At 68.8% G+C, this 12,843-nt stretch carries 10 protein-coding genes; 2 read left to right on the forward strand and 8 right to left on the reverse strand.

The window, feature by feature from the left end:
- Positions 1-941, reverse strand: a 941-nt coding sequence (locus NM2_RS37840; protein WP_067679711.1) for an alpha/beta hydrolase, incomplete at its 3' end; no start/stop codon positions are given.
- Between the two features lie 247 nt (positions 942-1,188).
- Complete coding sequence (locus NM2_RS37850) at positions 1,189-2,565, reverse strand: flavin-containing monooxygenase (RefSeq protein WP_067679717.1); 1,377 nt, start codon at positions 2,563-2,565, stop codon at positions 1,189-1,191.
- 143 nt (positions 2,566-2,708) lie between these two features.
- On the opposite strand from NM2_RS37850, the gene NM2_RS37855 reads away from it, so the two are divergent.
- Positions 2,709-3,317, forward strand: a complete 609-nt coding sequence (locus NM2_RS37855) for a TetR/AcrR family transcriptional regulator (protein ID WP_067679720.1) — start codon at positions 2,709-2,711, stop codon at positions 3,315-3,317.
- A gap of 152 nt (positions 3,318-3,469) precedes the next feature.
- On the opposite strand, the gene NM2_RS37860 is transcribed toward NM2_RS37855, so the two are convergent.
- The 6 genes from NM2_RS37860 to NM2_RS37885 form a co-directional block, all read right to left on the reverse strand.
- Positions 3,470-4,531: a phosphotransferase family protein gene (locus tag NM2_RS37860; protein ID WP_067679724.1), complete on the reverse strand. Its 1,062-nt coding sequence runs from the start codon at positions 4,529-4,531 to the stop codon at positions 3,470-3,472.
- A 656-nt stretch (positions 4,532-5,187) separates the two neighbouring features.
- Positions 5,188-5,880 carry a DUF8020 domain-containing protein gene (locus tag NM2_RS37865; protein WP_169816318.1) on the reverse strand — a complete coding sequence of 231 codons (693 nt, stop codon included), beginning with the start codon at positions 5,878-5,880 and terminating at the stop codon, positions 5,188-5,190.
- 261 nt (positions 5,881-6,141) lie between these two features.
- Positions 6,142-7,587 carry an amidohydrolase gene (locus tag NM2_RS37870; RefSeq protein WP_067679730.1) on the reverse strand — a complete coding sequence of 482 codons (1,446 nt, stop codon included), beginning with the start codon at positions 7,585-7,587 and terminating at the stop codon, positions 6,142-6,144.
- 13 nt (positions 7,588-7,600) lie between these two features.
- Positions 7,601-8,833: an amidohydrolase gene (locus NM2_RS37875; protein WP_067679733.1), complete on the reverse strand. Its 1,233-nt coding sequence runs from the start codon at positions 8,831-8,833 to the stop codon at positions 7,601-7,603.
- Positions 8,834-8,849: 16 nt separating this feature from the next.
- Complete coding sequence (locus NM2_RS37880; RefSeq protein ID WP_245718409.1) at positions 8,850-10,256, reverse strand: L-serine ammonia-lyase; 1,407 nt, start codon at positions 10,254-10,256, stop codon at positions 8,850-8,852.
- Positions 10,253-11,701, reverse strand: a complete 1,449-nt coding sequence (locus NM2_RS37885; protein ID WP_067679736.1) for an MFS transporter — start codon at positions 11,699-11,701, stop codon at positions 10,253-10,255. Before NM2_RS37885 ends, NM2_RS37880 begins: the two co-directional genes overlap by 4 nt.
- A gap of 107 nt (positions 11,702-11,808) precedes the next feature.
- Here NM2_RS37885 and NM2_RS37890 point away from each other — a divergent pair, with 107 nt between their 5' ends.
- Positions 11,809-12,813 (forward strand): Lrp/AsnC family transcriptional regulator, encoded by a 1,005-nt coding sequence (locus tag NM2_RS37890; RefSeq protein WP_067679739.1) that lies wholly within the window; start codon positions 11,809-11,811, stop codon positions 12,811-12,813.
- Positions 12,814-12,843 lie beyond the last annotated feature (30 nt).

Genomic DNA, 12,843 nt, shown 5'->3' on the forward strand with positions numbered 1-12,843 from the left:
GCGGTCGCCTCCGCATCGATCGGAGCCGCATCGGTGAGATGTCTGCTCAGGAAACGGATCTGGTGTGCGACGGCGGGCTCGAACCAGGGCCGTCCGGGGAACACATCGAAGTGATCGCACGGATAGTGCCGCACCTCGGCGCGCGCCGCGAATGCGACCTTCGCCGCGGCGTGCGGGGGCGCTGCCCGGTCGAAATCGGCGATCTGCACCAGCACCGGGGCGGCGATGCGACTCGCACGCCGCCCGACCCGAAAACCGCCGAGTTCCAGCCCCATCGCGGCGTCCACCTCGTTGCGCCAGGTCGGACCGGCCAGCGCGAGATAACCCTCGTAGTAGCCGTCACCGGTCAGCGCCGCGCGTTCCCCCGGACGGCCGACCAGCGGCATCATCACCGGCCCCCGGCCCACCCGGGACGACAGCGCACTGCGCACGGCCGTCATCGTCGATCCGGCGATCGCCCCGACCCCCGCCTGCTCGAACGCGAGCCTGCCCGCGGCCGCCCCCGACACCAGCGGCACCATCGCGACCACCGCACACACATCCGTGCGATCCGCGGAAACGGTCAACGCGTGTCCCCCTGACATCGACACACCCCACACCACCACCCGCGCCGGATCCACGCCCGGCTGCCGACCGGCAGCCGCGATGGCGGCCCGATAGTCCTGCGCCTGCTCGACCATCGAAACCCGTTGCCGCCGAGCCCCTCCCGACTCCCCGAACCCACGGTAATCGAATACGAACACGGCCAGCCCGGACCGCCTCAGAGCCCGAGCGAACGGCGCGAGACCCGAATCCTTGGTCCCCCCGAAACCATGCGCCATCACCACCACCGGACGCCCCTCGGCCCGATCGAACGGGCCGTTACCCTCGGGTTCGAAAACCCATGCGTCACAGTCCGTTCCGTGCGAATCGAATCCGACCTGCCGAAAATCCGTACTCACCGGTTCGCCTCCTGCGTCGTAGCCTGCTCATCCGTCCGCGACCGGCGCGGCATTCCCACCCCGGCGCACCGCCGCACACCAGCGTCGAATTCTCCCGGCCAGCCACAAAGGGGTCGCGACACTTCCGTCGCAGCGAGTTGCTCGAAACATGATGCATTGCAATACATTTCATTGACGTCATATATCATCTGCGGGAGGCACGCCCTCATCGGCTCACTGCCAGGCTCATGGAGCAATTCGAACGTGGTCACCGGTTCACCTCTTGTGTCGATGCCTGCTCACCGGCGTGCGACCAAGATGGCGGGCCCTGGGTCGCGGCACGGCGGGCTCCGGCGGGTAGTTCGCTGGTGCGCATGTCGTGCTCGTAGAGGAAGTAGTCGACCTGCTGGGTGTGGCGCGGGCGGTCGAGCATGTGGCCGGTGTAGCGCTGCTGGTCGGCGGCGATGACGCGGCGCATTTCGGGCTCGGCGGGTAGGCGGTAGTTGCCGGTGGCGTAGGCGCCGATCAAGCGGGCCTGGCATTCTACGAACGGGAACAGGGTCGGGGTGGACTGTGCGAACCCCGCGAACACCAGATCGTCCATGCCGGGCAGGAACATTCGCTTGTACAGGTCGATCCGGTTGTCCGGCGCGCTGATGAAGGCGGGATCGAAGAACGGGAAGGTGATGTTGTAGCCGGTGGCGTAGATGACGATATCGAACTCGTCACTGCTGCCGTCCTCGAAATGCGCTGTGCGCCCGTCGAATCGGGTGATATCAGGTTTGGGCAGCACATCACCGGAGCCCAGGCGCAGCGGCAACTCCACCGACTGCGTCGGATGCGCCTCGAAGAAGTTGTGATTCGGCGTGGGCAGTCCGTAGTTCTCCGGCCGCCCCGCGGTCAGCGGCTGGCCCCACTGGGCGATCTTGCGCTGCCAGGACAGCGGAATGTGCGGACTCGTGCGGTAGTACTTGTCGGCGGGTCGACCGGCGATGTACTTCGGCACGATCCACGCACCCGAGCGGGTGGACAGGGTGAGCCGGTTGCCCAGCGCCTTCGAGGACAGTTCGACGGCGATATCGGCCGCGCTGTTCCCCAGTCCCACCACCAGGATTCGCTGATCCCGGAAATCCATCGGCGTGCGCGGATCGATGTAATGGTGCGCGTGCATCGTCTCGCCGGTGAACTCACCCGGGAAATTCGGGTAACGCGGATCCCAGTGATGCCCGTTGGCGACCACCAGCAGGTCGAACTGCCGCGTCTCGCCGCGCTGGGTATCGAGTTCCCAGCCACCGCCGGACAGCCGCCGCGCGTGCGTGACGCCGTTGCCGAACTCGATGGCCGACGCGAGATCGAAAGCCGCGCAATAGTCGTCGAGATACTGCTTGATCTGGGTGTGGTGCGGGAAATCCGGATAACTCTCGGGCATCGGGAAGTCGCGGAAGGACAGCTGATGTTTGGAGGTGTCGATGTGCAGCGACCGATATGCGCTGGAGTGGCCGTTCGGATTGCCGAACGCCCAGTTGCCGCCGACCCGGTCCGAGGACTCGAAGCACACGTACGGCACGCCGTAATCGTTGAGCATCTTGCCAGCCGTCAACCCGCTGATACCGGCGCCGATCACGGCCGTCCGCGGTAGGTACATTCTCGATCCCTTCCGAGCAGTAGACAGATGAGGAATTCTGTCTACGGTAGACAGAATCTCAGATCTGTCTACAACTTGCTATGGTTTCGGCGGAACCAGTTGTGATCCGCCCTTCGGCGGACCTTCGACCGGAAGTGAGGCGCGTGACCGAGGCACCGACGACCCAGGTAGTGGACCGGCTCCTCGACGCCGCCCAGATCTTGCTGGCACGCAAGGGCATTCGCGCCACCACCGTCAGCGAAGTGGCCGAGGAGGCCGGGGTGTCGCGCGCCTGGTTGTACCGGCACTTCCCGGACAAGCCGGCGTTGCTGGGCGCGGCGATCGTCCGGCTCAATGATTCCTTCTGGAACGACGCGCACACCGAGCTGGACGCCTTGCCCACCCTTACCGAACAGCTCGTCGCGGGCGTGCGGATCGGGCGCAGCGTGTACGACGACCCCGGCGCACTGCCCCTGCGACTGCGTATGACCGAACCCGAGGAGTTCGCCGCCTGCGCGGGCGCGGGCGTCTCGGGGCTCGTCCCGGATCTGGCCTCGTTCTGGCTGCCCCATATTCAGGCCGCGGCGGATCGCGGCGAGATCCACCGCGACCACGACCTGGCCGAGGTATCCGAGTGGGTTGCGCGCGTCATGATCAGCCTGGGCACCATGCGGGGCGAGACGATCGACGCCGACGACCCGGACTCGGTCCTGCGTCACGTCCGCCGGTTCGTCCTGCCGAGCCTACGAGCCGATCCGTTCCAGGAATCCTGAACCGCCGCAACCGTTCCCACGGGTCAGCACGGAACGCCGTAACCGGATCGGCGACACCGCAGCCATATACACCGCTCCGCGTGCGCGGAACACCTCGGCGATCTCCACAGGTCGGTCTCTGTACATCCGAGCCCTGCAACCGGTCTCGCGAGTCAGCCCAGTGCACCCGGGACGAGATCGTGCACCGCTGCCGCGCTGCGGGCGAGCATGGTGAGGAACATGCGGTCGCCGCGTTCGGTGGGTTGTGATGCGCCGCAACCGAAGACGATGATCAGTGGGGCCTGGATGAGGGAGACGGCGTAGTCACGTCGGCACTGTTCGAGGGAGTAACCGGTGACGCCGTATGCGAGCAGGGCCTTGTGGTAGTCGGCGAGGAGACTTTCCTCCGCGGCCCGGCGGTCATCGGTGGTGAGGCTCGTCGACAGCAGAAAGGCGATGTCACGCAACGGTTGTCCGGGTGTGATGGTCTGCCAGTCGATGACGGTGGCGGTGTCGTCGGGGCCGAACATGACGTTGTCCACGCGCAGATCGCCGTGTAGCAGGGCGAAGTGCTCGATCGGGGCGACCAGCCACTCCCCCGCGGTCGCCTCGAGCCAATCCAGCAGCGCGGATTCCGGTGCGGTGAGGCGATCGGCGAATCGGTCCCGGAAGGCCGAAGCCATCGGAGCGAGAACCGATTCCATCAGCGCGCGGTCCGCGTCGGTCGGCAGGGCGAATCCGGGTTCGTGCAGCAGGGTCTCGTCACACCAGCGCGGGCCGTGCAGTCCGGCTGCGGCGACCGCGACGGCGCGAGCCTGGGTCACCGTGCAACCGGCGATCTGATCACCCTGTTCGGCGGGCGCGAGATCGTCCAGCAGCAGCAGGAATTCGCTCCCCGACTCGGACACCGCAGACGCGTGACAGCGCGGCACCGGCACTCGAACCGTCGCGGAGAGGTCGCGGTAGAAGCGCACCTCGTTGCGAAAGGCGCCGGACGCGAACTCCCGCTGCGTTTTCGGGCCAGTGGCGAGTTTGGCCACCATCCGCGACGGAAGCTCGGTGTCGCCCCGGTACGCCAGGTCCAGGCGGAAGGACCCGGCCATCTGACCCGAGCCGATCGGCGTCGCGGCCACCGACTCCACTACGACGTCCTGCCCCGCGTCGCGCAGTGACGCGGTGAGGCGTTCGGGAGTGAGTTCTGTTGCATCCGTGGGGATGTCGTCTGATTCCGTCATCGAATCTCCTCGCGATCCAGCACACGCCGCCACATAGCCCACGCAGTCCGTGCCCATATCTCCGGCACTACCGCTGAACAGTGCGTCTCTGCCGCCCAGCCGATTCATGCGGGTGACCGTAGCATAAGTCCGAACACTTATATAGACACTAGTCTGTACACTAGATCGATTCTCCTACTGCGATAGCGGTTTCGGCGGCTGCGTCGGCACGGCGGCGGTGATGGCCGCACGGGCGCTCGGCGTCGGCACGATCGTGGCGGTGGATCTGTCGGCCGAACGGCTGGAGATCGCAGTTTCCGCGACGACGACGCACTCCTCGAGCTTCGAGCGCTCACGAGTACTGCTTCAGCAATTACATTGCCCTGCTTGTTGATTCCCTATGCACACAATCCGGGACGCTGCTCCGCGACATCGAGATCGAGGACGCCGGACAGGAACGATTCAGGCGCTTCAGGAGAATTCGGCAGTGCCGACAGGTGAGCGAGAGCGTCCGCGCATGCGATCCCGTCCGGCGGCGCGCCACGGGAAGCATCCCGATGAATGCCGTAAGGCCGTCCACGGCAACCGATTTCGTTCTGGCTATACAAGCGCGGACTCGCTGGGTACCCGAGTTGTGAAAGCCTCCAGAACCCGAAAGCCCCGGCGGTGGTTGCGGTTTACTTGGCCGGGCCGGGCGCTGGTTCGTTGATGGTCGTGAAGTACTGCACCGCGGCCATTACGACGATGGGAGCGGTGACCAGCAGCTGCCCGACCGCGGTGCCCAGGGCTCCTACGGCCACGACGCCGCCGAGGCAGCCGACGACAGCGGCGGGGACGAACGCACCGAACAGGCCGACGATGGTCGCGGCCGCGACGGTCGCGCCAGCGATACCACCCAGGACACAACCCACCCCCGCGCCGGTGAGGCCGCCCACCATGGTTCCGACGGTGGCGCCGGTGGTGATCGTGCTGGCCATGCGGTTCCAGGCGGCCTGCTCACGATCGTACGAATTCTTCCAGGGCGCCTGATCCTCATACGGCAGAGCGACCGGCTTGTAGCTGGCGTGTGCGAGGTCGAACCGGGGGGTGAGTGTGGCGGTGTGGCCATTGATCTTCGCGGCGATGGGGAAGACGAAATCGTCCACCCGGAAAGACAACTCGGAGCCGGCCAGCACGGTTCCGTCGCCGCTCTTGATCTTGAATACGCCGTTGTCGACGCCCATGGTTCCCGCGTCGGTGGTGATGGCGGTCCCGGTCCGGGTAACGGCGGTCTTGTAGTGAACCACCTCCGGCGGCGGGGCGGCCTGCGCGGTTCCCGCGACACTCGTGGCTCCGGCCACCAGCACACAGGTAGCGGCGATTTTCCTCATCATTGTTCCTCTCATCCGACTCCCCGGCTCGCTGTCCGGGGAGGTGTAGCTCCGGCGTGACGCCGGTGTGGATCCACGGCCGACCACCGGCCGGACCTATTCAGGGGAGACGTGCGTCCGTCCACTCGGCGAGCGGTGCGGACTTCCGTTCGGGCGGAACGAGTTCCGGGGTTCCGACGAGCTCGACCGCCGGACGGACAGGTCCACCGTTCGTCCCCCGAGCTGATGGGTCGTCGGGCGACGACGCGTGTGGTTCGGGTGTCAGCGGGCGGCGGCGCGCACCACCGGGGGTGCGAGCAGGTCCTTCGGGATCGGGCAGACGTACGGGGTGGCGGCGGTGCTCGCCGCGTGCTCGGCGCGGGCCGCGGCGAGCAGCTCGGGCCGGGTGATCAGCTCCAGGCCGGTCGCGGCGATCACGGTGGCGGCATGGCTCACCGCCTTGTGCGCCGCGGGCAATTTGCCCTGCGCGACGTACTGCCAGGTATGCCACGGGGTACCGAAAGCGACTGCGCTGCTGAGGATCTGCACGGTTGGGGTGATCCAGCTGACATCGCCGACATCGCTGGAACCTTTGTTGAGCGGTCGATGCGCGGGGTCGCCCAGCTCGGGCACGCCGTCGTGCAGGTATTTGGGATCCTCGGCGGACATCCCGCAGGCCACCCGGGCGCGGCGGATCTCCTCGGCGGCGAAACCGGCGCAGAAGGCCGCGGCGCGCTCCTGATCCGCCGCGTCGAACGGCACACCGCCCACCTCGACAAGCGTGGCGTGCAGGGCCTCTTCCAGGACCCGGTTCGGCAAGATCTCCGCGCTGGCTCCCTCGAGCGTGACCGCTACGGTCGTGGACGTCATCAGCGCGGCGCCCTGCGCGATCGCGGCCACCCGGTCGTACAGCTCCTGCATCTCCGGGACCGTCTCGGCCCGGACCAGGTAGTAGACCTCGGCGGCGGCCGGGACGACGTTCGGAGAGGTGCCGCCGGCATCGGTGAAGGCGTAGTGGATTCGGGAACTGTCGGCCATGTGCTCGCGCAGGAAATTCACCCCGACGTTCATCAACTCGGCAGCGTCGAGCGCGCTACGGCCCAGATGCGGGGACACACCCGCGTGGCTCGCGACACCGGTGAACCGGAACCGGGCCTGCGCGTAGGCCAGGCAGCGGCCCTGGGTGGACTGCGTGCCGGTGCCGCCCGCGGGATGCCAGGTCAGGGCGGCGTCGACGTCGTCGAACGCGCCCGCCGCGGCCATGAACGTCTTGCCCGCGGCGGCCTCCTCGGCGGGGCACCCGTAGTAGCGGATCCGGCCCGGTAGGCCCTTCGCCTCGAGGTGCCGAGCCAGGGCAACGGCCGCGAGCAGCGAGCCCGCGCCCAGCAGGTGGTGTCCGCAGCCGTGGCCGTGGCCGGTGGTGTTGTCCGGGTCCGGTCGGCAGACGGCAGCGCCGGACTCCTGACTCAGCCCGGCCAGCGCGTCGTATTCACCGAGGAACGCGATGAGCGGACCGCCACTGCCCTTCTCGGCCTGGAACGCGGTCGGAATGCCGCCGACGTCCCGGGTGACGGTGAACCCCTCCTGTTCGGCCAGCGCGATGTGCCGACTCGTGGCGTCTTGTTCCTCCCAGCGCAGCTGGGGCAGGTCCCAGATGTCGTCACCGAGCTTGTGGTAGGTCGGCGACAGGGCGTCGATCAGTGGCTTCAGCTCTTGCACGGAGGTCATGGCAACTCCTTTGTCAGTCGTCGAGAGTGGTGCGGGTCGCGCCCGCGGGGCGGGACTTGTGCAGATCGAGAAGTTCGGCGCGCAGACGTTCGTCGAGCGCGACGTCGACGACGGTGAGCGCGAGCGCCTTCGCGCCGGTGAGCACGGCGGCGTCGGCCTCCGGGGTGGCGGCCACCGCGGTGAACGCGGCGTTGTGCGGCACCGCGTCCTGGCCGAGCACGGATACCAGCGGATGGATGGCGGGCAGCACCTGTGAGACGTTGCCCATATCGGTCGAGCCGCCGCCGACAACGTGGTCCGGGTCGAGCTCCCGGCCCAGGCCCACCAGGTTGCGGTCCCAGATCTCGGCGATCCCGGCGTGCGGGGCCAGCGGCGCGTAGGGATGCTCGGTGCGGCGGTGCTGCCATGAGCAGCCGGTCGCGATCGCGCCCGCCTCGAAGCAGGCCAGGACCCGTCGCCGGAGCTCACGCCACTCGTCGAGGTCGTAGGCACGGACCTCGGCCTGCACGATCGCCCGTTCCGGGATGATGTTGGTCGCCTCGCCGCCGTGCGAGACGAAGGCGTTCACGTTGACGTTCGGGCTGAGCTGCTGACGCAGCAGGCCCAGCGCGGTCAGCGCGACAGTCGCCGCTGCACCCGCGTTGACTCCCTTCGTCGGTGCGCCCGCGGCATGCGCGGCGCGGCCGGTGTACTCGATCTCCAGCCGTTCGACGGCGGTGCTGCGCATCGCGTCGGCCGGTGCGTCCGGCCCGGTGCTGCCGTGCGCCATCAGGGAGAACGTGACGTCCTCCCAGGCCCCGGCCAATAGCAGGTCGACCTTGCCGCCGCCGTGCTCCTCGGCGGGCGTGCCCAGCAGCTTGACCCGCAGGCCCAACTCCCCGGACACCTCCGCCAGCGCGCCCGCCGCGCCCACTCCCATCGCGGCGATCATGTTGTGCCCGCAGCCGTGCCCGATGTCGGGCAGGGCGTCGTACTCGGCGCACACGGCGACGGTCAGATCGCCGTCCCCTGCCACCGCCTCCACCGCGGTGGGCACGTCGTAGGCGCCGACCTCGGTCGTGAATCCGGCCTCCTCGGCGGCACGGCCGACCAGTTCGGCGGCGGAGTGCTCGCTGTAGGAGATCTCCGGGTTGGCGTGGATCTCGTGACTCAGGGCAACGAGCCGGTCGGCCCGTTCGTCGATCGCGCGCAGGACGCGGGCGCGCACCTGCTCCGCGAGTGCGGTCCGGTCGGAAACGGTGGTCATGTGCTGGGCTCCTTTGTCAGCAGTAGGGAACGGTCACCGCGAGGCCCCCATCGGAGGTCTCCTTGTAGCGGTGGGACATGTCGTGACCGGTCTGCCGCACGGTCTCGATCGCCACGTCGAGCGAGACGCGGTGCGAGCCGGTGCCGCGCAGGGCGAGCCGGGCGGCGGCCATCGCGGTACCCGCGGCGATGGCGTTGCGTTCGATGCACGGGATCTGGACCAGACCGGCGACGGGATCGCAGGTCAGGCCGAGGTGATGTTCCAGGGCGATCTCGGCGGCGTTCTCGACGACGGCGGGCGAGCCGCCGAGCACCGCGCAGTATCCGGCCGCGGCCATCGCCGCGGCCGAGCCCACCTCGCCCTGACAGCCGATATCAGCGCCCGAGATCGAGGCGTTGCGGGCCATCAGCTGCCCGATCGACGCCGCGGTCAACAGGAATACCCGGACGATTCCGGCAGTGTCGCGCGCAACGGTGCGTCCGGCGCTGTGTTGGCCGCCGCCGACGCGCTCACCGGACACCGTGAGGTGGTGGTGCAGCACCGCCGGAATGATTCCGGCGGCCCCGTTCGTGGGTGCCGTGACCACGCGGTGGCCCGCCGCGTTCTCCTCGTTGACCGCAATCGCATACGCCTGCAACCATTCCGGCGCATCCAAGGCGACACCGTCGGCACGCAGGGAGTCGGCCAGCGCTCCCGCGCGGCGCGGGGTGCCGAGGCCGCGCGGCAATGTCCCGTGCCCGGCGAGCCCCGCGATGAGGCAGTCACGCATCGCGATCCACCGCTCGGCCAGACCGCGCTCCAGCGCCTTCGCGCCGTGCTCGGCCGTCTCGTTGCGACGGACGATCTCGGCGATATCGCACCGCTGGTCCGCGCACAGCTCGAGCAGTTCGGCGGCGGAGGCGTACGGGTGCGGTACCGAGACGGTCCGGACGGCGGGCGCGACGCCCTCCTCGACGATCGCGCCGCCGCCGACCGAGTAGTAGATCCGCTCGATGGGCTCCTGCGCATCGCCGGGCCAGGCCCGCATCCGCAGGGCGTTCGGGTGCCCGGGAAGGCGAACGCCGGGACACAACCGCACATCGGTGGTTCGCAGCCACACCACGGTCCCGGTCGCCAGGGTGATCGGGCTGCCGTCGCCCAGCGTCGCCCAAACGCCGTGCACCTCCGCGGGGTCGCAGGTGCCCGGATCCAGTCCGCGCAGCCCGGCGACGACCGCGTCGGGCGTGCCGTGGCCGACGCCGGTGGAGCCGAGAGACCCGAGCAGTTCGATCTCCAGCCGGGTCACCGGCAGGCCCCGCAGCGACCGGGCGAACGCGATCGCCGCGCGCATGGGCCCCACGGTGTGCGACGACGACGGACCGATCCCGATCGAGAACAGGTCCAGCACGGAACGCAGTCCGGCCACCGCGACGGGGGCGCTCACGCCGGCTCCGCGATTCGGTGCCCGCGACGGGTCACACCGATCGCGAGAACCGCGACAATCAGCGCCAGGACCGCACAGATCAACCAGACCACGACGTAGGCGGACTCCGAGGAAACCGTCACCGTCCGGCCGCCGGGCGAGTGCCGGGTCAGTATCAGCGCCGACATGACGGCGGCGAACACCGCACCCGCGACCGAACCCGCCGCGGTGCGAGCGGTGTTGTACAGCCCGGAGACGATGCCGACCGAATCCGCGGGCGCCCGCGCGACGATGATCGTCGGCAGCGTCGCCCCCACCAGCCCGCCGCCGAGGCCGAGCCCGGCCTGCCAGATCAGGAAAACGGTGAGGTCGTGGTGGAAGGCCGCGGTCGCGAGGTAGCAGACGGCGGACAACAGCGCACCGGTGACCAGCGTGGAAGTCTCACCGATCAGGTCGGTCAGCCGGGACGCGATCGTGGTGCCCAGGAACATCGCGGCGCCGAGCACCAGCAGCGCAGCGCCCAGCGCGGTACCGGCCAGGCTCATCCCGAATCCGCCGACCGCCGGTCGGGTGCCCAGGAAGACTGCGTTGGGGGTCGAACTACCGAACAGGTGCGCCCCGAACACGAATGCGGTCAGCAGCGGCAAGCCCTGGCCGCCGCGGCGGATCGCATCCAGCGGCACGAGCGGATTCTCGGTGCGATCCTCCACGTACACCCAGATGACGAGCAGCACGACGCCGCTGAACAGGCCGCCGAGGATCCACGGATTCAGCCAGCCCCACCGGGTGCCGTTGCCGACCGCGGCGAGGAACAGCAGCAGACCGATGCCGAGCAGCGCCGCTCCCGGCCAGTCGATGCCGCCCGGTTTGCGCACGGTGGTCTCCGGGACGAGCCGGGCGAGGACCGGTGCGACGATGAGCATCATGATGGCGGGCAGCCACAGCGTGGCGGACAGGCTCAGGTACTGCCGGGCGACACCGGCGAGCAGCAGACCGAGGCTGGCGCCCACCGTCAGCGATCCGACCAGCAGGCCGATCGCGCGGCCTGCCCGGTCTCCGGCCCGTTCCCGGACGATCGCGAACTCCAGCGGCAGGAAGGCCGTGATCGCCCCCTGGAAGATCCGCCCGACCAGTAGCACGGGGAACGGCGGGGCAAGTGCGACGATCACCGAACCCAGGGCCACCAGCGTGGCGGCCGCCACCAGCAGCCGCTTGTGGCCGTAGACGTCGCCGAGCTTCGACAGCAGCGGCACGAGGACCACGGTCGCCAGCAGGGCGGAGGCGGTGATCCAGTTCGCATCGGCCGAGGTCAGCCCGTAGCGCTGGATGAAACTGGGCAGCAGGGGCGCGATCCACCCCTGCGTGATTCCCGAGGCCAGCTCGGTGACCACGAGAAACCCGACGATCGAAGTGATTCGCACCGGGGAGGAAGTGGTGAGGGCGATGGAAGGAGGACTGCTGGACATCCTGGCACGCTCCGAAGTAGATCTGACGAATAAGATCGGAGAAGTATCGAAAATCCAGCGACAATGACACATCAATCTGCAGGATCCGGCTGATATAGGCTCGATCGGTGCAGGATCCGATCTCGTTGGACGACCTAGACCGGAGAGTCGTCAACGCCCTCCAGGTAAACCCGCGAGCGTCCTGGGCGCAGGTGGGTGCGGTGCTCGGCATCGATCCGGTCACCGCCGCACGGCGCTGGGAGCGACTACACGCCGACGGAACCGCGTGGATCACCGCCTATGTCGGCTCGCCCGCCGACCGAGGTCCGGCGGCGCTCGTCGAGATCGACAGCGCGGGCCACTCCCTGGAGATCGCCGACCGTCTCATCGACGACGCGCAATGCGCCTCGATCGATATCGCCTCGGGCGGCCGCGACCTCCTGCTGACGGTCACCTCGCGCAGTCTCTCCCGGATCACCGACTACCTGCTGCACCGGCTCGGCAGCCTCGACCACGTGCGCGCCGTGCGCACGCACCCCGTCACCCGGGTGATCGCCGAGGGCGCTGGCTGGCGGCTGACCGCGCTCACCGACGCCGAACAGGCCCGGCTGCGCGAGTCGGTCGTGCCCGTGGATCGCACCCGCCCGCGCGAACTGAGCGACCAGGAGCGGGCCGTGCTGGCCGCACTGGTCGCCGACGGCCGGGCATCCGCCACCGAACTGGCCGCCACCACCGGCCTGAATCCGCGCCGCGTCCGTGACCTGGTCCGCGACCTGCTCGGCTCCGGCCGCCTCACCCTGCGCACCGAACTGCGTGCCGCGGCCAGCGGCTGGCCGATCTACGCCTGGTTCTTCCTGCGCGTCCCGGCGGCGACCGCGAACACGATCAGCCCGCGTCTCGGCTCGCTCCCCGAGATCCGCACGGTCCTGCAGATCGCCGGGCCGAGCAACGTGATCATGGCGGTCTGGTTGCGGGAACTCACCGACGTCAGCGGGCTCGAGGCCGCCATCGAAACCCATCTCCCCGACGTCCAGATCGTCGACCGCGCCGTGGTCCTGCGCACCACCAAACGTGTTGGCGTAGTACTCGATCCGACCGGCCGCAGGGTACGCACGGTGCCGATGGAATCGTAGGCCGTCGCGAGGTTCGCGATATCGACAGGA

Origin of the sequence: Nocardia miyunensis NBRC 108239 (genome assembly GCF_001613065.1) — a bacterium.
GTDB lineage: Bacteria > Actinomycetota > Actinomycetes > Mycobacteriales > Mycobacteriaceae > Nocardia > Nocardia miyunensis.

Coding starts and splice junctions, on each gene's coding strand:
- NM2_RS37850 (WP_067679717.1), bottom strand. CDS start 2,565: ATGTACCTACCGCGGACGGCCGTGATCGGCGCCGGTATCAGCGGGTTG.
- NM2_RS37860 (WP_067679724.1), bottom strand. CDS start 4,531: ATGACGGAATCAGACGACATCCCCACGGATGCAACAGAACTCACTCCC.
- NM2_RS37865 (WP_169816318.1), bottom strand. CDS start 5,880: ATGAGGAAAATCGCCGCTACCTGTGTGCTGGTGGCCGGAGCCACGAGT.
- NM2_RS37870 (WP_067679730.1), bottom strand. CDS start 7,587: ATGACCTCCGTGCAAGAGCTGAAGCCACTGATCGACGCCCTGTCGCCG.
- NM2_RS37875 (WP_067679733.1), bottom strand. CDS start 8,833: ATGACCACCGTTTCCGACCGGACCGCACTCGCGGAGCAGGTGCGCGCC.
- NM2_RS37885 (WP_067679736.1), bottom strand. CDS start 11,701: ATGTCCAGCAGTCCTCCTTCCATCGCCCTCACCACTTCCTCCCCGGTG.